A 21,489-nucleotide genomic window follows, 5' to 3' on the forward strand; every position below is an offset into this window, starting at 1 on the left:
ACGCAAATTATTTAGGGGATGTCTTTGCATCTGTGGATAATACGCATAATTGGCCGGAAGTGGTATCCGGTTTAGCCAAAAAGCAGGCAGGTCGTGATGGATATTGTATTTATAGAGCAACTTTCGGTAATCACCACTATTGGTGTTTATGACTGGGAACAAACCATTGAACAGAAGCTGGTGTTCGATATCGAAATGGCGTGGGATAACCGCAAAGCGGCGGCCAGCGATGATGTCAGCGATTGTCTCAGCTATGCTGATATCAGCGAGGCGGTCATCAACCACGTTGAAGGCGGGCGCTTTGCGCTGGTCGAGCGCGTGGCGGAAGAAATTGCTGACCTGCTGCTTGAAAAGTTTCAATCTCCATGGGTGCGTATTAAAGTCAGCAAGCCTGGCGCGGTAGCCCGGGCGGCCAACGTTGGCGTCGTGATTGAACGTGGCCTTAATCTGAAACAAAACTTTTCAGGTCATACTCGTTAAACAAATTGTGTTTATACCGGTCATAGAATCCGACCATCAGGCTATTTTATTTGCCGTTTTGTCCCCGGGAAGCGCCCGAAAGCCGCGCGTACAACCTGTACGCTCCCGTTTCTGCGCGCTGTCCGTGGCCAATATTGAAGCCTGATAGCCTGGTTATTCGTTTCTGGTTTTTTTCATATTACTTTTTAAAGGGTTTAATTGGATGAGCGATATACACTCGCTGCTGGTGGCGGCAATATTGGGTGTGGTTGAAGGTTTGACCGAGTTTTTACCTGTTTCCAGTACTGGTCATATGATTATTGTCGGTCATCTGCTGGGTTTTGAAGGCGATACCGCAAATACGTTTGAAGTAGTGATTCAGCTTGGTTCCATTCTTGCCGTTGTTGTGATGTTCTGGCGTCGTCTGTTCGGCCTTATCGGTATTCATTTCGGCAAAAAGCCCGAGCATGAAGGCCAGGGCAGCGGTCGCCTGTCGCTTATCCATATTCTCTTGGGGATGATCCCGGCGGTAGTGCTGGGGCTGATTTTCCACGATACCATCAAGTCTCTGTTTAACCCGATAAACGTGATGTACGCGCTGATTGTCGGCGGCGTGCTGCTGATCGCAGCGGAAGTGCTGAAGCCAAAACAGCCCCGCGCGGTGGGCATTGATGATATGACCTATCGTCAGGCGTTCGTGATCGGCTGTTTCCAGTGTCTGGCGCTGTGGCCGGGCTTCTCGCGTTCCGGGGCGACAATTTCCGGCGGGATGCTGATGGGCGTAAGCCGCTATGCGGCCTCTGAGTTCTCATTCCTGCTGGCGGTGCCGATGATGATGGGCGCGACCGTACTGGATATGTACAAAAGTATTGGTTTCCTCAACGCCAGCGATATTCCGATGTTTGCCGTCGGTTTTATCACGGCGTTTATCGTCGCGCTGATTGCGATTAAAACCTTCCTGCAGCTGATTAAACGTATTTCGTTTATCCCGTTCGCCATCTATCGCTTTATCGTCGCGGCAGCGGTGTACGTGGTCTTCTTCTAAGCGCCAGCCCTCAGTCCTGCGGCTGGGGGCAACGCTTTTCTTTCCAGCGGGCGACGGCCTGAATCCGCCGACGCGTCAGCTCTTCACGAATCTCAATTCCCTGAAACCCTTCCGCAACGACCTCTTTTGTTGAGACCGCTCGGGCAACGTCCCAGGCTTCCAGCAGCAGGCGACCCTGAGGGTAATCGCAGGCCTCAAAACCGGTGCGCCCGCGCACGTCGGCTTCACTGGTCAAGGCGATTTGCCTGACCCGCTGCGGCTTGCGCCAGGCATCAATATTATCGAACAGCTTGACCAGCGTTTTTGGCTGCAGCATGGGCAGGGTGTGAATCAGATCGTGAAACTCGGCGACCAGCTTTGCCAGATCGCGCAGCTCGTTGGGTACCCGCAGACGGGCGCAGAGCTGTTCGACCAGCTTTACGCCAGCCGGGCCGTGACCATGATGACGCGGCCAGAGCTCTTTTGGCGTCAGTCCTTTCCCGAGGTCGTGGCACAGGGTAGCGAAACGTACGTCGATTTCGGGTGACAGCATCGCCGCCATGGTGACGGTCATCAGGGTGTGCAGGCCGGTGTCGATTTCCGGGTGCCATTTAGCCGGAGCCGGTACGCCGTAAAGGGCGTCGACTTCCGGGAACAGCACCTTGAGCGCGCGGCAGTCGCGTAAGGTCTGGAAGAAGACCTGTGGGTTGCGGGTGGTAAGGGCGCTTTCCGTCTCTTTCCATACCCGCTCCGGCGTGAGATGCGCAAGCTCACCGGCATCGGCCATTGCGCGCATCAGCGCCATGGTTTCATCGGCGATACGAAACCCCAGATGCGCGTAGCGGGCGGCAAAACGCGCCACGCGCAGAACGCGTAGCGGATCCTCGCTAAAGGCGGGCGAGACGTGGCGCAGCAGGCGCTGGCGTAAATCAGACTGGCCGCCGTAGGGATCGATAATCTGACCGTCGGCGTCCTGGGCCAGCGCATTGATCGTCAGATCGCGGCGCAGCAGGTCTTGCTCAAGGGTAACGTCAGCGGCGGCATAGCAGGTAAAACCGGTGTAACCGGAACCGGACTTGCGCTCGGTGCGCGCCAGGGCATACTCTTCACGGCTTTGCGGATGAAGGAACACGGGAAAATCACGGCCTACCTGCTGGTAGCCCGCGTCGAGGAGTTGCTGAGGCGTGGCGCCAACCACGACCCAATCTTTGTCTTTAACCGGTAGCCTTAATAACGCATCTCGTACTGCACCACCGACCAGATAAACCTTCACGCCTTACTCTCCCGTCTTCATTTTCTTACGATGATACGTAAGTCTGGCAGAGAAGACGAATTAGTTCATCCAACGGTCTTTGCGCTTGCGGCTCGGTACCAGGTGCGGCAACACCAGTCCCAGAATCAGGCCGACGCCCAGCACGCCGCCGCCGTACATAAACCACTGCATGATAATGGTGCGCTGTTTGTCATCAAGCTGCAGATTTGCGGCGTTCACCTTCTTCTGCGCGACAACCAGCTCATTTTTCAGCTTTTGATTCTCTTCTTTCAGGCCGTTGATGACGGCATCGCTACCGGCGACTTTCTTCTGCATGTCCGCCGTGCGCTGGTTCCAGGTGGTATCAATGTTATTCAGTTTATCGGTCAGGGTTTTTACCTGGTTTTCCAGATCCGGCACGCGAGTGCGTAGGCTGGGCTCGTTGCTCAGCTCTTTCAAGGGGATCCAGGCGGTACGGCCGCTGCTGTCGCGCACCTGAGCATAGTTAGTGCTGTCGTTAGTTTGCAGCACTGCGACTTCTTCGCCGGCGTTGATGGTGCCCACAAGGCGATAGTTATCGCCCGGACCGCTGCGCACCCAGGTATTCAGTTCATCTGAAACGTAACGTTTTTCTTCCGCGTGAACCGCCGTGGCGGCGCTCAGCGCCAGCAAAGTCAATGTAATAAGGCGTAATTTTGGCATCAGGTCATCGTTTGGTCATAAAAAGTTGAACGATAGTAGTGGCATCGCCGAAGCGACGCAAAGTTTTCCGCCACAATCGGAATCATCCATCAGGTGGCCCGGCAAAATGCGCATTGCATGGCGATTCGCCGCAAAATACTATTTACTGACAAGAAATATCGTTGTTAGTTCGCCGCAATTTCCCGGCACAGCATATAAGCGGAAGAATTCAGTCATGGCTCAAGAAATCGAATTAAAGTTTATCGTTGATCAGAATGGCGTTGACGCGCTGCGTCAGCACCTCAATACGCTGGAGGCAAAGCACACGCCCGCGGGTCAATTACTGAATATTTACTATGAAACGGCGGATAACTGGCTGCGCCGCCACGACATGGGGCTGCGCGTTCGCGGCGACCAGGGGCGCTATGAGATGACGCTGAAAATCGCCGGGCGCGTCGTCGGCGGGCTGCATCAGCGTCCGGAATATAACATTCCGCTGGAAAGCCCTGAGCTGGCGCTGGAAAAGCTTCCGGCTGAAGTCTGGCCGCAGGGTGAACTGCCGGCGGAGCTTGCTGAGAACGTACAGCCGCTTTTCAGCACCGATTTTGAGCGTGAGCGATGGGTGGTCAAAGAAGGCGACAGCGAAATTGAAATCGCACTCGATCGCGGCGAAGTCAAAGCCGGCGAGCATCAGGAACCCATTTGCGAGCTGGAGCTGGAGCTTCTGTCCGGTAATACACAGGATATTCTGACCCTTGCCCGCCGTCTGCTGGATACCGGCGTACTGCGTCAGGGAAGCCTGAGCAAAGCGGCGCGTGGTTATCATCTGGCGCAGGGCAACGAAGAACGCCCGCTGACCGCGTTAACGATCCTTCGCGTCGCGCCGAAAGCCAGCGTCGAACAGGGGCTGGAGGCGGCGCTGGAAAGCGCGCTGGCGCACTGGCTATATCATGATGAAGTCCTCAATCGCGGCAATGCGAAAGCGAAAGCGGAGATTTTGCACGCTATCGCCCGCGTGAGGCACGCGTTGGTACTGTTTGGCGGTATTGTCCCGCGCAAAGCCACCACGCTGCTGCGTGAGCGTCTGAGCGAAGCCGAGGCGGCGCTGGCGGAAGCCGAAACGACCCAGGCGGCGCTTTTCAGCGTGGCGACCGTCAGAGCGAAGCTGGCGCTCACCGATCTGCTGGTTAACCGCGGCTGGCGTCCTTTCCTGAACGCAGCCGGAGAGCAGAAAATTGCCGGATCGTTTAAACGCTTTGCGGATATTCAGCTCTCCAGGGCGGCGGCGGAGCTGAAAAACGCTTTTCGTCAGCCGTCCGCTGACGGTTATGCCGATCAGCTTCCGCGTCTGACCCGCGAAATTGACACCGTTCAGCTGTTATCCGGCGCCTATGCCGGTGCTGCCGCGCCGTGGCTGGAAAACTGGCAAGAAACCCGCCGGGCGATTGCGCATAATGACAGCAGCGTTATCGAATATTTTCGTCGCCAGGCGCTGGCTGCAGAGCCGTTCTGGCTGCATAGTGGAAAACGATAATTTCAGGCCAGGGAGCCCCTAAGATGCCGCTTTCTTCGCAATTACAGCAGCACTGGCAGACGGTCGCTGGCCGGCTGCCAGCGGATTTTCCCGTATCGACGTTGAGCGATCGGGCGCAATCAGTTATGGCATTCAGCGATTTCGTCGAACAGAGTCTGATCGCGCAGCCGCAGTGGCTGGCGGAGCTTGAAAGTGCGCCCCCCGAGGCGCAGGAGTGGCATCACTACGCCGAATGGCTGCAGGTGCGCCTGGCCGAGGTCAATGATGAAGCCGTGCTGATGCGCGAGCTGCGCCAGTTTCGCCGTCGGATTATGGTGCGTATCGCCTGGGCCCAGGCGCTATCGCTGGTCAGCGAAGAGAGCAGCCTGCAGCAGCTAAGCGCGCTGGCGGAGACCTTAATCGTCGCCGCGCGCGACTGGCTATACGCTGCCTGCTGTCGCGAATGGGGCACTCCATGTAATGCTGAAGGTTCGCCGCAGCCGCTACTCATCCTCGGGATGGGCAAGCTCGGCGGCGGCGAGCTGAACTTCTCCTCCGACATCGATCTGATTTTCGCCTGGCCGGAACATGGCGCCACGCGCGGCGGTCGTCGCGAACTGGATAACGCCCAGTTTTTTACCCGCCTCGGGCAGCGCCTGATTAAGGTACTGGATCAGCCCACCCAGGATGGCTTTGTCTACCGCGTGGATATGCGCCTGCGCCCGTTTGGCGATAGCGGTCCGCTGGTGTTGAGCTTTGCCGCGCTGGAAGATTATTACCAGGAGCAGGGACGCGATTGGGAGCGCTACGCGATGGTGAAAGCGCGAATTATGGGCGATAACGATGGCGTCTATGCCAACGAGCTGCGCGCCATGCTGCGGCCGTTTGTCTTCCGCCGCTATATCGATTTCAGCGTGATTCAGTCTTTGCGCAACATGAAGGGCATGATTGCCCGGGAAGTGCGCCGCCGGGGATTAAAAGACAATATCAAGCTCGGCGCGGGCGGCATCCGAGAAGTGGAGTTTATCGTCCAGGTCTTCCAGCTGATTCGCGGCGGCCGTGAGCCAATGCTGCAGCAGCGGGCGCTGCTGCCGACGCTGGCCGCCATCGAAGAGCTACATCTGCTGCCGGAAGGGGATGCGCAGAGGCTGCGCGAAGCCTATCTGTTTTTGCGTCGCCTGGAAAACCTGCTGCAAAGCATCAACGACGAGCAGACGCAAACCTTGCCGCAGGATGAACTTAATCGCGCCCGGCTGGCCTGGGGGATGGGCGTTGCCGACTGGGAGACACTCAGCGCGCGGCTGGCGGAACAGATGGCTAACGTGCGGCGCGTGTTTAATGAACTGATCGGCGACGATGAAACGCAGTCGCCGGATGAGCAGCTTGAAGAGTACTGGCGCGAGCTGTGGCAGGACGCGCTGCAGGAAGATGATACCAGCCCGGCGCTGGCGCATCTTGTAGACAGCGATCGCCGCAGCGTGCTGGCGCTGATCGCCGATTTTCGCAAAGAGCTGGACCGGCGCACGATTGGTCCGCGCGGTCGTCAGGTGCTTGACCAGCTCATGCCGCATCTGCTTAGCGAAATTTGTTCGCGCGCCGATGCTCCGGTACCGCTGGCGCGTATTACGCCGCTGCTCACCGGAATTGTCACCCGCACCACTTACCTGGAGCTGCTGAGCGAATTCCCCGGCGCGTTAAAGCACCTGATTAGCCTGTGCGCGGCGTCGCCGATGGTCGCCAGTCAGCTGGCCCGCCATCCGCTGCTGCTGGACGAACTGCTGGACCCGAATACGCTTTATCAGCCAACGGCCACCGATGCCTATCGCGATGAACTGCGCCAGTATCTGCTGCGCGTACCGGAAGATGATGAAGAGCAGCAGCTGGAGGCGCTACGCCAGTTTAAGCAGGCGCAGCTGCTGCACATCGCTGCGGCCGATATCGCCGGAACGCTGCCAGTGATGAAAGTGAGCGATCACTTAACATGGCTGGCGGAGGCGATGATTGACGCAGTCGTCCAGCAGGCATGGCTGCAGATGGTGGCCCGTTACGGGCAGCCGACGCACCTGCACGATCGCCAGGGGCGCGGTTTTGCGGTGGTCGGCTACGGCAAGCTGGGGGGCTGGGAGCTGGGCTACAGTTCCGATCTCGATTTGGTGTTCCTCCACGATTGCCCGATGGAGGTGATGACCGACGGCGAACGCGAAATCGACGGCCGTCAGTTTTATCTGCGCCTGGCGCAGCGCATCATGCATCTTTTCAGTACCCGCACCTCGTCAGGCATTCTGTACGAAGTGGATGCTCGCTTACGCCCCTCTGGCGCAGCGGGGATGCTGGTCACTACCGCCGATTCCTTTGCTGATTATCAGCAGAATGAGGCATGGACATGGGAACACCAGGCGCTGGTTCGCGCCCGCGTAGTGTATGGCGATCCTGAGCTACAGGCGCGCTTTGACGCCATTCGTCGGGATATTCTTACTACCCCGCGAGAAGGCGAAAAACTGCAGACCGAAGTGCGGGAAATGCGCGAAAAAATGCGCGCTCACCTGGGGAATAAGCATCACGATCGCTTTGATATTAAAGCCGATGCCGGTGGGATCACCGATATTGAATTTATTACTCAGTATCTGGTCCTACGCTATGCCAGTGATAAACCGAAGCTCACGCGCTGGTCCGATAACGTTCGTATCCTGGAACTGCTGGCGCAGAACGACATTATGGACGAGGCAGAGGCGAGGGCGTTAACTCACGCTTACACTACGCTGCGCGATGCGCTACATCACCTGGCGCTGCAGGAACAGCCGGGGCACGTGGCGCCAGATGCGTTTAGCCAGGAGCGTGAACAGGTCAGCGCCAGCTGGCAGAAGTGGTTGATGGCTTAACTAAAAAACCGGGTGTGCTATTATCGCGCGCAAAGTTTGCGTCTCGCAGGAGAGAGTAATGAAAGTAACGCTGCCAGAGTTTGAACGTGCAGGAGTGTTGGTGGTTGGCGATGTGATGCTGGACCGCTACTGGTATGGTCCCACCAGCCGTATTTCGCCGGAAGCGCCGGTACCGGTGGTGAAGGTGGAAAATATCGAAGAACGTCCTGGCGGCGCGGCAAACGTGGCGATGAACATTGCGTCGCTCGGCGCGACCTCCCGCCTCGTTGGTCTGACCGGGATTGACGATGCCGCCCGTGCGTTAAGTAAGGCGCTGGCTGACGTCAACGTGAAGTGCGACTTCGTATCCGTCCCGACGCATCCGACGATTACCAAACTGCGCGTGCTGTCGCGCAACCAGCAGCTGATTCGTCTCGATTTTGAAGAAGGGTTCTCCGGCGTCGATCCGCAGCCGATGCACGAACGTATTCAGCAGGCGCTGGGCTCTATTGGCGCCCTGGTGCTCTCTGATTACGCCAAAGGCGCGCTGACCAGCGTCCAGACCATGATCAAGCTGGCGCGCGATGCGGGCGTTCCGGTGCTTATCGATCCGAAAGGCACGGATTTTGAACGCTATCGCGGCGCTACCCTGCTGACGCCTAACCTCTCAGAATTTGAGGCGGTAGCGGGTAAATGTAAGGATGAAGAAGAGATCGTTGAACGCGGCATGAAAATCATCGCCGATTTCGACCTCTCTGCGCTGCTGGTGACCCGTTCCGAGCAGGGGATGACGCTGCTGCAGCCGGGGCGACCGCCGCTGCATATGCCCACGCAGGCCCAGGAAGTCTATGACGTTACCGGCGCGGGCGACACGGTCATCGGCGTGCTGGCGGCGACGCTGGCTTCCGGCAATACTCTGGAAGAAGCTTGCTACTTTGCCAACGCGGCGGCTGGCGTCGTGGTGGGTAAACTCGGTACCTCTACCGTTTCGCCTATCGAACTGGAGAACGCGGTACGCGGGCGCTCCGAGACCGGTTTTGGCGTGATGAGCGAAGAAGAACTCAAGCTGGCGGTAGCCGCGGCGCGCAAGCGCGGCGAGAAAGTTGTGATGACCAACGGCGTGTTCGATATTTTACACGCGGGCCACGTTTCCTACCTGGCGAACGCTCGCAAACTGGGTGACAGGCTGATTGTCGCGGTGAACAGCGATGCTTCAACCCGGCGTCTGAAAGGCGAGTCTCGTCCGGTCAACCCGCTGGATCAGCGAATGATCGTGCTGGGCGCGCTGGAGGCCGTCGACTGGGTGGTTTCTTTTGAAGAAGATACTCCGCAGCGGCTGATTGCCGGAATTCTGCCGGATCTGCTGGTGAAAGGTGGGGACTATAAGCCGGAGCAGATTGCCGGCAGCGAAGAGGTGTGGGCAAACGGCGGCGAGGTGCTGGTGCTCAACTTCGAAGATGGCTGCTCAACGACCAATATCATCAGGAAGATCCAGAAAGATAACAATCAGTAATGTTTTCTCTCTTCACTGGAGCGGCTGCTAATCCGGATCTGGTAAGCGAAAATAAGCGTAACCAGCGATAACGCTGCAAATTCGTACAACAGAGGCCCGCGATCGTCTAATCGTGGGCCTCTTTCTATTTAATGACGGCATAAATGATTTGGCTCAATAAATAGCCATTTCAGGCGCATTTTTCGTACAAAAAAAGTTAAGGTAAGGATAAATACTGAAGTCAGTAAAAAGCATATGACCAATCAGAACACCAACGGCTGAAGGAGTATGCGTATGAAGAATAAAGACATGTATTTAATGAAGAATTTTGATTTTCTGGCCCAGAGTTTCGCCAGAATGAACGCACAAGGTCAGCCCGTCGATCTTCAGGCCATTGTCGGCAATATGGATGAAGAGCATCGTGAATGGTTTTGTCAACGCTATGAACTTTACTGCCAGCAGGCGAATAAAGCCATGACCCCTGAAGCGGAGCTGGAGCACTAATCTACTTACCCTCAACCGATACGACAACGGGCCTGACGGCCCGTTGCTTATTTTTAGAGCTTCTCTTCGGCGTCCGGCGTCGCCGGCGCGTTTAGAGGACGATTTTCCAGCTCGCTCAGACGTTGCTCCAGAAGCGCCAGCTTTTCACGCGTGCGCAGCAGCACCTGCGTCTGCACGTCGAACTCTTCGCGGCTTACCAGGTCCAGGCGAGTTAACTGCGACTGGAGCACCTGACGAATTTTTTTCTCCACGTCTTCCCCCAGATCGCGGAGCCCCTTCGGCATCGATTCATGAACCTGGCGGGCGATTTGTTCAATTTTTTTCGGGTCAATCATGGTGGTTTCCTGCTCTGGTCGGTTATTCGCTCATTGTAGTGCGATCGGCGGTACCTATAAACCATAAATGTTTGAAGCTTATGCATTGCCGACGATAGTCAATAGCGTTATAGTTACTTCGCTTATTCTCAGGGCGGGGCGAAATTCCCCACCGGCGGTAAATCAACCATAGCGTTGAAAGCCCGCGAGCGCTTTCTGTAAATGCAGAAAGGTCAGCAGATCCGGTGTAATTCCGGGGCCGACGGTTAGAGTCCGGATGGGAGAGAGTAACGGCTCAGTCGGGTTTTCGCCCGCTTGCGTTGACTTTTGCCGCTAAACCGGCGCTCCTAAGACTGCCCTGATTCTGGTAACCATACAATTAATGAGGTTTATTTACCATGAATCAGACGCTACTTTCCTCTTTTGGTACCGCTTTTGAACGTGTGGAACGTGCTTTAGATGCACTGCGCGAAGGCCGCGGTGTGATGGTACTTGACGATGAAGACCGTGAAAACGAAGGCGATATGATTTTCGCCGCAGAAACCATGACCGTTGAGCAGATGGCGTTGACCATTCGCCACGGTAGCGGCATTGTCTGCCTGTGCCTGACGGAAGATCGTCGTAAACAGCTCGACCTGCCAATGATGGTAGAGAACAACACCAGCGCCTACGGTACCGGTTTTACCGTCACCATCGAAGCTGCTGAAGGCGTGACTACCGGCGTTTCCGCCGCTGACCGCGTAACGACCGTACGTGCGGCAATTGCCGATGGCGCGAAGCCGTCAGACCTGAACCGTCCTGGCCACGTTTTCCCGCTGCGCGCTCAGCCGGGCGGCGTTCTGACCCGCGGCGGCCACACCGAAGCTACAATCGATCTGGTCACCCTGGCTGGCCTCAAACCGGCGGGCGTACTGTGCGAACTGACTAACGACGACGGCTCTATGGCGCGTGCGCCGCAGTGCATTGAGTTTGCTAAACAGCACAATATGGAAGTAGTCACCATTGAAGATTTAGTGGCTTACCGTCGCGAACACGAGCGTAAAGCCAGCTAATTGCCGCTGGTTGCTGAATAAAGCCCGCCTTATGGTGGGCTTTATTGTTTTTAGCTTTTGTTTAGCCAATCCCTACCGTTTGCAAAACCACCAGGCTTAATCCCATTACCGACATTCCGCACAACACGCCATAGCTCGGGTTGCTTTGCGGATCGAGTTCTTTCGCCAGCGGCATGAGCTCATCAACCGATAGCGCAATCATAATACCGGCAACCGCGGCCATGACCGCGCCCATCATCACCGGAGAGATCACGCTGCCCAGTACCAGCCAGGCCAGCACGCCGCCGAAGATTTCCGCCATCCCGGAAAGCCCTGCCCAGAATACCGCTTTACTCCTGGAACCCGTGGCGGCATAGACCGGCCCTGCTACTGCCAGCCCTTCCGGGATGTTATGCAGCGCGACGGCTAACGCGACCCCCATGCCCAGCTCAAGGTTATTGCTGGCCGTCACAAAAGTGGCAATACCTTCAGGAAAGTTATGTAGGCTAATGCCTAACGTCAGCAATATCGCCGTACGTCGCAGATTTCGCGGGCGGGAGATGCCGGGGTTCATCAGATCTTGCGCATGGGCGTGAGGCAGCATGCGGTCAAGCGCAAAGTAGCCCAGAAGGCCGATGATAAACATGCCGTAGCCGAGCAGCGGCGACATGCCTTCAGTCGCCAGCGCAGCGGGCAGCATCTCCATTAAGGAAATGAGTAGCATGATCCCGGCGGCGAAACCCAGAGAGAAACCCAATAAGCGGTTCGAGGGTTTCTGGCCGAGCACGCCGAATATTGCCCCAATAAAGGTGGCGCTCCCTGCCAGCAGAGTCAAAATGATGGGTGAGGACAACATTCACCTCCTTATGAAAATGATTCTTATTGAGAATATCGCTATTCATAGACGATCGCGAGTGCACGGATTCACTCTTTACCGCCCCTTACATTCAAATTTTCTGACGATCATCATCATGCTTATCTGAGTTTATCCTGAATCAAAAGCGCGTAATGTAAATACATCAACTCTCTCTCAATCAAGGATATCACTATGTCCCGTATCCGCATGCCCGCGCTATTTTTAGGCCATGGCAGCCCGATGAACGTGCTGGAAGATAACATCTATACTCGCGCCTGGCGGCATCTGGGCGAGACTTTACCGCGGCCGAAAGCCATCGTGGTTATCTCCGCTCACTGGTTCACTCGCGGTACGGGAGTGACGGCGATGGAAGCGCCGAAAACGATTCATGATTTTGGCGGTTTTCCACAGGCGCTATACGATATGCATTATCCGGCTCCGGGTTCACCTGAACTGGCTCAGCGCCTGGTTGAGCTGCTGGCGCCGGTGCCGGTGACGCTGGATAAAGAAGCCTGGGGCTTTGACCATGGTTCATGGGGCGTGTTGATTAAAATGTATCCCGACGCCGATATTCCGATGGTGCAGCTAAGTATTGATAGCACGAAACCCGCCGCATGGCATTTCGAAATGGGGCGTAAGCTGGCTCAGCTGCGCGATGAAGGCATTATGCTGGTGGCAAGCGGCAACGTGGTGCATAACCTGCGCACCGCACGCTGGCACGGCGAGAATACGGCCTATCCCTGGGCGGAGTCGTTTAATAACTACGTGAAGGCGAACCTGGCATGGAAAGGCCCCGTGGCGGAACATCCGCTGGTGAATTACCTGACGCATGAAGGCGGATCGTTATCTAACCCAACGGCCGATCACTTCCTGCCGCTGCTGTACGTACTGGGGGCCTGGGACGGCGAGGAGCCGATTACGATCCCGGTAGAAGGAATGGAAATGGGATCCCTGAGCATGCTGTCAGTGGTGATTGGCGCTTGAGAACAGATAAACCCCGGCCGTACGCGATACTGCCGGGGTTAGAGGTTACTCAACGAAAATGTGCGGATAAAAACGCGACAGATCCTGGGTGATCATCGCCCGGTCTTCGCGAATGCCAATACCCGCCGGCTGGTCGTTAATCAGCCAGCTGCCGATGAGCGTGTAGCTGTCGCCAAACTTCGGCAACGGATAGAACTCCTGCACGATGGTGCCTTCTTCACCGTACGGACCTTCTACCGCCTCCAGCACTTTGCCGTTTTCAACAATAGAAATGTTAGCGCCTTCGCGGGAGAAAATGGGCTTGATAACGTACTTGTCCATTTCCGGGTGCGCATCTTCGCTGAAATAAGCGGCCAGCAGGTTCGGATGGTTGGGGAACATCTCCCACAGCAGCGGCAGCAGCGCTTTGTTGGAGATGATGCTCTTCCAGGCCGGCTCCAGCCAGCGCACGCCTGCATCTTCCAGCTTAGTGGAGAACACCTCGCGCAGCATGTATTCCCACGGATAGAGCTTGAACAGATTACCAATCACCTGATCCTGCAGGTCGGTAAACTGGCCTTTTTCACCCAGTCCAATATCTTCGATGTAGAGAAACTCAGTAGCCACGCCCGCTTCTGCGGCGCAGTCCTGTAAATACTGCACGGTGCCACGGTCTTCAACGGTATCGCGGCAGCAGGCCATGTGGAGCAACTGGAAGCCGAACTGCTCGCGAAGCTCGCTGAAGCGATCGATCAGCTTCTCCTGCAGGCTGTTAAACTGATCGCTGCCCGCAGGCAGCTGACCGGCGTTCAGCTGATCTTCCATCCAGATCCACTGGAAGAATGCCGCTTCGTACAGCGAGGTCGGCGTATCGGCATTGTTCTCCAGCAGTTTCGGCTCACCGACGCCGTCCCACGCCAGATCGAGACGCGAATACAGCGAGGGCTGATGGGTTTTCCACGACTGACGCACGAATCCCCAGGTATGTTTGGGGATGCGGAATTTGGTCATTAAATCATCGCTGGCGATGACTTTTTCAACCGCCTGCAGACACATCTGGTGCAGTTCTGCCGTGACGTCTTCGAGCTTCTCAACCTGCGCCAGCGTCAGTTTGTAATAAGCTTCTTCGCTCCAGTACGGCTCGCCGTACATGGTGTGAAAGTTAAAACCATATTCTGTCGCTTTTTCACGCCAGTCCGGGCGCTCGGTAATGCTGATTCTTTCCATGTCGCTTAGCCGCCCATCGAGCGTGATGAAGAGGAGCTCGCCGAGCTGCGCTGCATTGTTGACTGCTTGGCGACCGAGTCGCCAAATCCGCCGCGCGTCACGGTGCTGGTGGTGGCCGGTTTTGGCGCCATTGCGGTTTTCGGCACGTTCATGGTACGGCCCGGCTGCGCTGCGCCGTAGCTCTTACCGCCAGCGTCGGTATATTTACCATAGGCCGGGCTGGCCGGGTTTTTTGAGCTGAACAGCGGCTGCTGAGCGCCCATTCCGCCGCCCATCATCCGGCCCATCATGTAGCCAGCCATCAGCGGCATCCAGAAGCTGCCGCTGCTTTGCGCCTGAGCCTGGTTTTCCGGAGCCATACCGGCCTGAGCCGGCGCCTGCTGGCACTGACCTTCACCGAACTCGGCGACGCAGTCTTCGCGGGAGGCGTATTTAGGGGCTGTACGTTCCGCTTCTTTAAGCGCGTTATTGTAGGCAGTGGTGCACTCTGCGGCTTTGCTCGGGTTGGCGGCAGAGCAGTCATCGGCGTTTTGATAAAGAGAAACCGTTTCATCGCTTTGTTCACAACCGGCGAGCATAAACACGGCCGTAACGGCAAGCGCAACGGGAGTTAAATGGCGCGCGCTCCAGCTTTTGCGAAAGGAGGCGTGATTAATATTTTTTGTCCGTTTCATGATTGTCTTCCTGGACCCAGTGGTATGCGTTTTGTTAACGCTCAGGATAGAGGATGAGTGGTGGAAAATGAAGCGAATAGGGGCGGAAAGCGGGAGATCTTTACGTTGCCTTACGTTTAACGCTTCGCTTACCCGTGTGGGTAAGCGAAGCGCGGACGACGCAAGCGGACTACTGGCGGAACGGGTTGCTGCCGCTGGTGCTGCGTGCTGATGCTGGTTTTGCCGCGGCGGTGTTGCTGTAGCCGTCGGCGCTGGCATCCTGCTGAGGATTTTCCGGCGCGACGCTATCCGGTGAAGTCGGAATAGACTTGCCCAGCGTATTGTTCAGCGCAACCAGATCCTGCTCGTTCAGCGTACCGAGTGCGGATTTGATGTTCAGCTCGTTAATCAGGTAGTTATAACGCGCGTTGGACAGTTGCTGTTTTGCGTTATACAGCGTAGTGGTCGCGTCCAGGACATCGACGATGGTACGCGTACCTACCGAATAACCCGCTTCCATAGCATCCAGGGAACTTTGCGCGGAAACCACGGCCTGTTTGTAGGCATTAATGCTGCTGATAGACGCGTTCACGTTGTTAAAAGATGAACGAACGGTCTGCACCACGCTACGGTGGGCGCTTTCCAGCTGTTCGCTGGCGCCGACAAAGTTGTACTGCGCCTGTTTAACCTGAGAGTTCACCATTCCGCCCTGATACAACGGCAGGGAGAAGCTAAGGCCGATTTTGTTCTGCCCTACGTCAGCGTCCTGTGAAATGCTCTTAGAGCCGCTGTAGCGGTTATTAGATACTCCGCTGGATGCGTTCAAATTCAGGGTCGGCAGATGCCCATCCTGCGCCTGGCGAATCTGCTCGCGCGCCAGATCCTGGCTCAGACGCGCCTGCAGCAGCGACAGGTTACGGCTTTCCGCTTCTTTCAGCAGCGCGTTAACGGCTGACGGTTTGTTGGTTTTAAAACCATCCACGTTGAGCGACGCCAGTTCTGGATAGTAGTTGCCGGTCACCTGGCGCAGTTCTTCGACGGCGTTATCGAGATCGTTGCGCGCGGTCACTTCGTTCGCCAGCACAGCATCGTACTGCGAGCGGGCGTTTTGTACGTCAGTGATGGCAACCAGGCCAACGTTAAAGCGCTGGGTGGTCTGATCTAACTGACGATAAATCGCCTGTTTCTGCGCTTCGGTATAGGAGAGCGTATCGATCGCGGCCAGCACTTTAAAATAGGCGGTTGCGGTATTGAGGATCAGCGTTTGCTGGTCCGTCTGGTAGGTGACGTCCTGAATACCGGCTTGTTTTTCCTGCAGCGTCAGCGCGCGCCACTTCGACATATCGAACAGGACCTGCGTGAGCTGTAGCGAGCCGCTGGTAACGTTAGAGTTCTGGTCTTTATAATCACGGAAGCCGCTGGTATAGGTATAGTCCGCACCCAGACCGAGCTGCGGCAGTAATGGGCTACGCGCTTCGTTGATCTTCTCGAATGCGGCATCACGATCGGCTGCTGATTTACGCAGATCAGGGTTACTGATACGCGCCTGCTGATAAACCTGCAGCAGGTTTTCTGCCTGGCTCATGGCGCTGAAGCCAGTCAGGCCCAGGCCGATAAGGATGGGAAAGAGTTTCTTCATTTGCATTCCTTGTTGTGAAGCATTTAGCGCTACTCAAATTCTAAAAATAATCGCTGATTGTATAGAGTCTGTTACCGTAAAAAGTTGGCGTTATGTGCCATGGGGCGGTAATTTGCACCAATCTAACATACGCGCCATAAAACGGTAGCCACACCGTCTATAAATTCATAACTTCATATTCTACAGGATATCGAAATGAGTAATGTCAATCAGCAGGAGATTACCTTCTCTAAAAACGATGTAGAAATTATTGCACGCGAAACGCTCTATCGTGGTTTTTTTTCGCTCGATTTATATCGTTTCCGCCACCGCCTGTTTAACGGTGAGATGAGCGGCGAGGTGACCCGCGAAATTTTTGAGCGCGGTCACGCAGCAGTCTTGCTACCCTTTGACCCGGTGCGTGATGAAGTGGTGCTCGTCGAGCAGATCCGTATTGCGGCGTATGATACCAGTGAGAGCCCGTGGCTGCTCGAAATGGTCGCCGGCATGATTGAAGAAGGCGAGTCGCCTGAAGATGTCGCCCGCCGTGAGGCGGTAGAAGAAGCCGGGCTTAATGTCGGCCGTATTAAGCCGGTCCTGAGTTACCTGGCCAGCCCCGGCGGCACCAGCGAAAGGCTGTCTATTATGGTGGGTGAAGTCGATGCAACGACGGCAAAGGGGATTCACGGACTGGCCGATGAAAATGAGGATATTCGTGTCCATGTGGTAAGCCGGGAACAGGCTTATCGGTGGGTAGAAGAGGGGAAAATCGACAACGCAGCCTCTGTCATTGCGCTGCAATGGCTGCAACTGCATTATCACAATTTACGAAACGAGTGGACAAAATGAAGCGTTATACACCTGACTTCCCTGAAATGATGCGCCTGTGTGAAACCAATTTTGCTCAGCTGCGCCGCCTGTTGCCGCGAACGGATGCAGCGGGAGAAAAGGTGAGTTACCAGGTGGGCAATGCGCAATACCGATTAACGATCGTCGAATCGACCCGCTACACTACCTTAGTGGCGATTGAACAGACTCTGCCAGCGGTAAGCTACTGGAGTCTGCCGTCAATGACGGTACGGCTCTATCACGATGCAATGGTCGCTGAAGTGTGTTCAAGCCAGCAGATCTTTCGCTTCAAAGCGCGGTATGATTATCCTAATAAAAAGTTGCATCAACGCGACGAAAAGCATCAAATTAATCAGTTTCTGGCCGATTGGCTGCGATACTGTTTAGCACATGGAGCGATGGCGATTCCGGTTTGTTAGCGTCGTGAAACCTAAGGACACCATTTGGAAAGCCTGTTAAACCTACCTTTGGCTGGTGAGGCCAGAGTCAGGATATTACAAATTACTGATACTCACCTGTTTGCTGAAAAACACGAAACGCTGTTAGGTATCAATACCTGGGAAAGCTATCAGGCTGTACTGGATGCTATCCACGCCTCTCAGCGAGAATGCGACCTGATTGTTGCCACAGGCGATCTGGCGCAAGATCACTCCGCCGCGGCCTATCAGCATTTTGCTGAAGGCATCGCGAGTTTTGCTGCACCCTGCGTCTGGCTACCGGGCAATCATGATTTTCAACCGGCGATGTACAGCACGCTGCAGGAATCAGGCATCTCCCCCGCTAAACGCGTATTGCTGGGCGACCACTGGCAAATATTGCTGATGGACAGCCAGGTGTTCGGTGTGCCGCACGGCGAGCTGAGCGATTTCCAGTTGGAGTGGCTTGAGCAGAAGCTGACGGAGGTTCCTGAGCGTTACACGCTGCTGCTGTTACACCATCATCCTCTGCCGTCAGGCTGTAGCTGGCTGGATCAGCATAGCCTGCGCAATGCCGGGGCGCTTGATTGCGCGCTGGCTGCTTTTCCTCGCGTTAAGCATCTGCTGTGCGGTCATATTCACCAGGAGCTGGACCTTGACTGGAACGGGCGGCGAATGATGGCCACGCCATCCACCTGCGTGCAGTTTAAGCCGCACTGCGCTAACTTCACGCTCGATACCGTCTCCCCAGGCTGGCGCTGGCTGGAACTGCATCCTGACGGCACCTTGACCACTGAAGTTTGCCGCCTTGAAGGCGTGAAATTTCACCCGGATATCGCTTCAGAAGGATACTGATGTCTACGCTTCTCTACCTGCATGGTTTTAACAGCTCACCGCGGTCGGCAAAAGCGACTGCGCTGAATGAGTGGCTGGCGCGGACTTATCCCCACATCTCTATGGTGATACCTGAGCTCCCGGTTTATCCTGCGCAAGCGGCGGAATATCTGGAGGCCCTCGTGCTGGAACACGGCGGCGAACCGCTGGGCGTTGTCGGCTCCTCGCTGGGGGGATATTATGCGACCTGGCTATCGCAGTGTTTTATGCTGCCCGCGGTGGTAGTGAACCCTGCGGTGCGCCCGTTCGAGCTGCTGAACAATTTCCTGGGCCCCAATGAGAATCCATACACGGGGCAGCAATATGTGCTAGAGTCACGCCATATTTACGATCTCAAAGTCATGCAAATTGACCCGCTGGAAGCGCCGGATTTAATCTGGTTATTACAGCAAACGGGCGATGAAGTGCTTGATTACCGCCAGGCCGTTGATTTTTTCGCCTCCTGCCGACAAACGGTAGAGGAGGGCGGTAATCACGCATTTGTTGGCTTTGAAGATCATTTCACTCAGATTATCGATTTTCTGGGCCTGCGCTAAGCGGTTCGGAACGACCTACGAATACACACCATGACGCAATCTTCATATAACGCTGATGCCATTGAGGTACTCACCGGGCTAGAGCCGGTTCGCCGCCGTCCGGGAATGTACACGGATACCACACGACCAAACCATCTTGGTCAGGAAGTTATTGATAACAGCGTGGATGAGGCTCTGGCCGGTCACGCGAAACGCGTGGAGGTCATTCTCCATGCCGATCAGTCGCTGGAAGTTATCGACGATGGACGCGGAATGCCGGTGGATATCCACCCTGAAGAGGGGGTGCCGGCAGTTGAACTGATTCTTTGCCGCCTGCACGCGGGAGGGAAGTTCTCCAATAAGAACTACCAGTTCTCCGGCGGCCTGCACGGCGTCGGGATTTCAGTGGTCAACGCCTTATCGAAACGCGTTGAAGTGAACGTGCGCCGCGACGGTCAGGTCTATAGCATCGCCTTTGAAAACGGCGACAAAGTGGAAGATCTCCACGTGACCGGCACCTGCGGTAAGCGCAATACCGGGACCAGCGTTCATTTCTGGCCGGATGAAAGCTTTTTTGATAGCCCACGTTTTTCCGTCTCGCGCCTTTCGCATTTGTTAAAAGCCAAGGCCGTTCTTTGCCCGGGCGTAGAGATTGTTTTCCGCGATCTGGTCAACGACAGCGAGCAGCGCTGGTGCTACGCTGATGGCCTGACCGACTATCTTAGCGAAGCGGTTAACGGCCTGCCTCTGCTGCCGGAAAAACCGTTCGTCGGCACCTTCTCTGGCGATACCGAAGCGGTCGACTGGGCGCTGCTGTGGCTGCCGGAAGGCGGCGAGCTGCTGACCGAAAGCTACGTCAACCTGATTCCTACCATGCAGGGCGGAACCCACGTTAACGGCCTGCGCCAGGGCTTACTGGACGCCATGCGCGAGTTTTGCGAATACCGAAACATCCTGCCGCGCGGCGTGAAGCTGTCGGCGGAAGATATCTGGGAGCGCTGCGCCTACGTACTCTCCGTGAAGATGCAGGATCCGCAGTTTGCCGGGCAAACCAAAGAGCGCCTCTCTTCACGCCAGTGCGCCGCGTTTGTTTCCGGAGTCGTCAAAGATGCCTTCAGCCTGTGGCTAAACCAGAACGTCCAGTCGGCAGAGCTGCTGGCGGAAATGGCGATCTCCAGCGCCCAGCGTCGCCTGCGCGCGGCGAAAAAAGTGGTGCGCAAAAAGCTAACCAGCGGTCCGGCGCTGCCCGGCAAGCTGGCGGACTGCACCGCCCAGGATTTGAACCGAACCGAACTGTTCCTTGTGGAAGGGGATTCGGCGGGCGGTTCTGCCAAGCAGGCGCGCGATCGCGAATATCAGGCGATCATGCCGCTGAAAGGTAAAATCCTTAACACCTGGGAAGTCTCTTCCGATGAAGTACTGGCTTCACAGGAAGTGCATGACATTTCTGTCGCCATCGGTATCGACCCGGATAGCGACGACCTGAGCCAGCTGCGCTACGGCAAGATTTGTATTCTGGCGGATGCCGACTCCGACGGTCTGCACATTGCAACCCTGCTGTGCGCGCTGTTCGTCAGACACTTCCGTAATCTGGTTAAACACGGCCATGTTTACGTGGCGCTGCCGCCGCTATACCGTATCGACCTCGGTAAAGAGGTGTATTACGCGCTGACGGAAGAAGAGAAAACCGGCGTGCTGGAACAGCTTAAGCGGAAGAAGGGTAAGCCAAACGTACAGCGCTTTAAAGGGCTGGGCGAGATGAACCCGATGCAGCTGCGTGAGACGACGCTGGATCCGAATACCCGCCGTCTGGTGCAGCTGATTATCAACGATGAGGACGAACAGCAGACGACTGCCATGATGGACATGCTGTTAGCGAAGAAGCGTTCTGAAGATCGGCGTAACTGGCTACAAGAGAAGGGCGATCTGGCTGAGCTGGACGGGTAATAAAAAAATCGGCCAGGGAACTGGCCGATTTATTTTGTGCGCTTAAATACCGGATTCCAGAATACGGATATTCATCTCCAGCACGTCGCCTTTAACGGCTTCACCGTAGGCTTTCATGTGCGGAGTCTGCAGGTGCGCTTCAAGATGGGCGACGCTTTCCCACTGCTCGACCATGACAATGGAGTCCGGCGAGGTGGTCTGAAAACTGACGCCAGCGGCGTGATCCACCAGCGGCGCATAGCCGTGACAGCCCTCTTCCTGGAGAACGGTCGGGGTAATTTTTGCGAACTGATCCAGCACCGCCTGACGATGGTGTTGCCCCGGACGAGTGCGAATTTCAGCAATCACTGTCAACATGGTTAACTCAACTCCTTCTGTGTATTCTCATCATACTTCAAGCCGCCGCCAGAGTAGCCGCGCTTG

At 56.0% G+C, this 21,489-nt stretch carries 22 protein-coding genes and 1 riboswitch; of the genes, 13 read left to right on the forward strand and 9 right to left on the reverse strand.

What is annotated here, in order from left to right; all coding sequences use genetic code 11:
- Nucleotides 1–96 precede the first annotated feature (96 nt).
- Nucleotides 97–480, forward strand: coding sequence for a bifunctional dihydroneopterin aldolase/7,8-dihydroneopterin epimerase (gene folB / locus ABLV75_RS01495; protein ID WP_004105881.1), 384 nt, complete (start codon nucleotides 97–99; stop codon nucleotides 478–480).
- Between the two features lie 202 nt (nucleotides 481–682).
- Complete coding sequence (bacA, locus tag ABLV75_RS01500; protein WP_004105879.1) at nucleotides 683–1,504, forward strand: undecaprenyl-diphosphate phosphatase; 822 nt, start codon at nucleotides 683–685, stop codon at nucleotides 1,502–1,504.
- A 10-nt stretch (nucleotides 1,505–1,514) separates the two neighbouring features.
- Here the strand turns inward: bacA and ABLV75_RS01505 are convergent, their stop codons facing one another.
- Nucleotides 1,515–2,756 (reverse strand): multifunctional CCA addition/repair protein, encoded by a 1,242-nt coding sequence (locus ABLV75_RS01505; protein ID WP_004105877.1) that lies wholly within the window; start codon nucleotides 2,754–2,756, stop codon nucleotides 1,515–1,517.
- 60 nt (nucleotides 2,757–2,816) lie between these two features.
- Nucleotides 2,817–3,437 (reverse strand): TIGR04211 family SH3 domain-containing protein, encoded by a 621-nt coding sequence (locus ABLV75_RS01510; protein ID WP_004105876.1) that lies wholly within the window; start codon nucleotides 3,435–3,437, stop codon nucleotides 2,817–2,819.
- A 214-nt stretch (nucleotides 3,438–3,651) separates the two neighbouring features.
- On the opposite strand from ABLV75_RS01510, the gene ABLV75_RS01515 reads away from it, so the two are divergent.
- The 3 genes from ABLV75_RS01515 to hldE are packed head-to-tail and all read left to right on the forward strand — an operon-like array spanning nucleotide 3,652 to nucleotide 9,300.
- The gene (locus ABLV75_RS01515; protein WP_134883727.1) at nucleotides 3,652–4,950 is read left to right on the forward strand and encodes an inorganic triphosphatase; all 1,299 of its coding nucleotides are present in this window, start codon (nucleotides 3,652–3,654) and stop codon (nucleotides 4,948–4,950) included.
- 23 nt (nucleotides 4,951–4,973) lie between these two features.
- Nucleotides 4,974–7,808: a bifunctional [glutamate--ammonia ligase]-adenylyl-L-tyrosine phosphorylase/[glutamate--ammonia-ligase] adenylyltransferase gene (gene glnE, locus ABLV75_RS01520; protein ID WP_348854877.1), complete on the forward strand. Its 2,835-nt coding sequence runs from the start codon at nucleotides 4,974–4,976 to the stop codon at nucleotides 7,806–7,808.
- A 58-nt stretch (nucleotides 7,809–7,866) separates the two neighbouring features.
- Entirely contained in the window at nucleotides 7,867–9,300 is a 1,434-nt protein-coding gene (gene hldE / locus ABLV75_RS01525; RefSeq protein ID WP_004115631.1) for a bifunctional D-glycero-beta-D-manno-heptose-7-phosphate kinase/D-glycero-beta-D-manno-heptose 1-phosphate adenylyltransferase HldE, read from the forward strand.
- Between the two features lie 153 nt (nucleotides 9,301–9,453).
- Here the strand turns inward: hldE and ABLV75_RS01530 are convergent, their stop codons facing one another.
- Entirely contained in the window at nucleotides 9,454–9,582 is a 129-nt protein-coding gene (locus tag ABLV75_RS01530) for a hypothetical protein (RefSeq protein ID WP_306462301.1), read from the reverse strand.
- On the opposite strand from ABLV75_RS01530, the gene glgS reads away from it, so the two are divergent.
- Nucleotides 9,574–9,783: a cell surface composition regulator GlgS gene (gene glgS / locus ABLV75_RS01535; protein WP_004115630.1), complete on the forward strand. Its 210-nt coding sequence runs from the start codon at nucleotides 9,574–9,576 to the stop codon at nucleotides 9,781–9,783. The two genes, ABLV75_RS01530 and glgS, sit on opposite strands and share 9 nt — an antisense overlap.
- A 53-nt stretch (nucleotides 9,784–9,836) precedes the next feature.
- Here the strand turns inward: glgS and ubiK are convergent, their stop codons facing one another.
- Nucleotides 9,837–10,118, reverse strand: coding sequence for a ubiquinone biosynthesis accessory factor UbiK (gene ubiK / locus ABLV75_RS01540; protein ID WP_017145410.1), 282 nt, complete (start codon nucleotides 10,116–10,118; stop codon nucleotides 9,837–9,839).
- Between the two features lie 120 nt (nucleotides 10,119–10,238).
- Nucleotides 10,239–10,390, forward strand: a riboswitch (FMN riboswitch).
- Between the two features lie 105 nt (nucleotides 10,391–10,495).
- Between ubiK and ribB the strand changes: the two genes are divergently transcribed.
- The gene (ribB, locus tag ABLV75_RS01545; protein WP_004105870.1) at nucleotides 10,496–11,149 is read left to right on the forward strand and encodes a 3,4-dihydroxy-2-butanone-4-phosphate synthase; all 654 of its coding nucleotides are present in this window, start codon (nucleotides 10,496–10,498) and stop codon (nucleotides 11,147–11,149) included.
- A gap of 61 nt (nucleotides 11,150–11,210) precedes the next feature.
- Here ribB and zupT read toward each other — a convergent pair whose 3' ends face one another.
- The gene (zupT, locus tag ABLV75_RS01550; RefSeq protein WP_024274733.1) at nucleotides 11,211–11,981 is read right to left on the reverse strand and encodes a zinc transporter ZupT; all 771 of its coding nucleotides are present in this window, start codon (nucleotides 11,979–11,981) and stop codon (nucleotides 11,211–11,213) included.
- A gap of 195 nt (nucleotides 11,982–12,176) precedes the next feature.
- On the opposite strand from zupT, the gene ygiD reads away from it, so the two are divergent.
- Entirely contained in the window at nucleotides 12,177–12,968 is a 792-nt protein-coding gene (gene ygiD / locus ABLV75_RS01555; protein WP_004105868.1) for a 4,5-DOPA dioxygenase extradiol, read from the forward strand.
- A gap of 45 nt (nucleotides 12,969–13,013) precedes the next feature.
- Here ygiD and ABLV75_RS01560 read toward each other — a convergent pair whose 3' ends face one another.
- The 3 genes from ABLV75_RS01560 to tolC form a co-directional block, all read right to left on the reverse strand.
- Nucleotides 13,014–14,174, reverse strand: coding sequence for a glutathionylspermidine synthase family protein (locus ABLV75_RS01560; RefSeq protein WP_004105865.1), 1,161 nt, complete (start codon nucleotides 14,172–14,174; stop codon nucleotides 13,014–13,016).
- Between the two features lie 5 nt (nucleotides 14,175–14,179).
- Entirely contained in the window at nucleotides 14,180–14,848 is a 669-nt protein-coding gene (locus ABLV75_RS01565; protein ID WP_004105863.1) for a DUF1190 family protein, read from the reverse strand.
- A gap of 169 nt (nucleotides 14,849–15,017) precedes the next feature.
- Nucleotides 15,018–16,466, reverse strand: a complete 1,449-nt coding sequence (gene tolC, locus ABLV75_RS01570; protein WP_004105860.1) for an outer membrane channel protein TolC — start codon at nucleotides 16,464–16,466, stop codon at nucleotides 15,018–15,020.
- Nucleotides 16,467–16,661: 195 nt separating this feature from the next.
- On the opposite strand from tolC, the gene nudF reads away from it, so the two are divergent.
- Genes nudF through parE form a run of 5 tightly spaced genes read left to right on the forward strand, consistent with a single transcriptional unit; the run spans nucleotide 16,662 to nucleotide 21,066 of the window.
- Entirely contained in the window at nucleotides 16,662–17,294 is a 633-nt protein-coding gene (gene nudF / locus ABLV75_RS01575; protein ID WP_004105859.1) for an ADP-ribose diphosphatase, read from the forward strand.
- Complete coding sequence (locus tag ABLV75_RS01580) at nucleotides 17,291–17,713, forward strand: DUF1249 family protein (protein WP_004105856.1); 423 nt, start codon at nucleotides 17,291–17,293, stop codon at nucleotides 17,711–17,713. The genes nudF and ABLV75_RS01580 overlap by 4 nt, the downstream gene beginning before the upstream one ends.
- A 24-nt stretch (nucleotides 17,714–17,737) precedes the next feature.
- Nucleotides 17,738–18,565 carry a 3',5'-cyclic-AMP phosphodiesterase gene (gene cpdA, locus ABLV75_RS01585; RefSeq protein ID WP_004105854.1) on the forward strand — a complete coding sequence of 276 codons (828 nt, stop codon included), beginning with the start codon at nucleotides 17,738–17,740 and terminating at the stop codon, nucleotides 18,563–18,565.
- Nucleotides 18,565–19,140, forward strand: coding sequence for an esterase YqiA (gene yqiA / locus ABLV75_RS01590; RefSeq protein ID WP_004105852.1), 576 nt, complete (start codon nucleotides 18,565–18,567; stop codon nucleotides 19,138–19,140). Before cpdA ends, yqiA begins: the two co-directional genes overlap by 1 nt.
- 30 nt (nucleotides 19,141–19,170) lie before the next feature.
- Nucleotides 19,171–21,066, forward strand: coding sequence for a DNA topoisomerase IV subunit B (gene parE, locus ABLV75_RS01595; protein ID WP_004105850.1), 1,896 nt, complete (start codon nucleotides 19,171–19,173; stop codon nucleotides 21,064–21,066).
- A gap of 42 nt (nucleotides 21,067–21,108) precedes the next feature.
- Here the strand turns inward: parE and ABLV75_RS01600 are convergent, their stop codons facing one another.
- A complete protein-coding gene (locus ABLV75_RS01600) occupies nucleotides 21,109–21,423 on the reverse strand; it encodes a putative quinol monooxygenase (protein ID WP_004105848.1) in 315 nt (104 codons plus the stop codon).
- Nucleotides 21,424–21,489: the final 66 nt, after the last annotated feature.

It is taken from the genome of Klebsiella sp. CN_Kp066, assembly GCF_040065135.1.
Classification (GTDB): Bacteria; Pseudomonadota; Gammaproteobacteria; order Enterobacterales; family Enterobacteriaceae; genus Klebsiella; species Klebsiella oxytoca.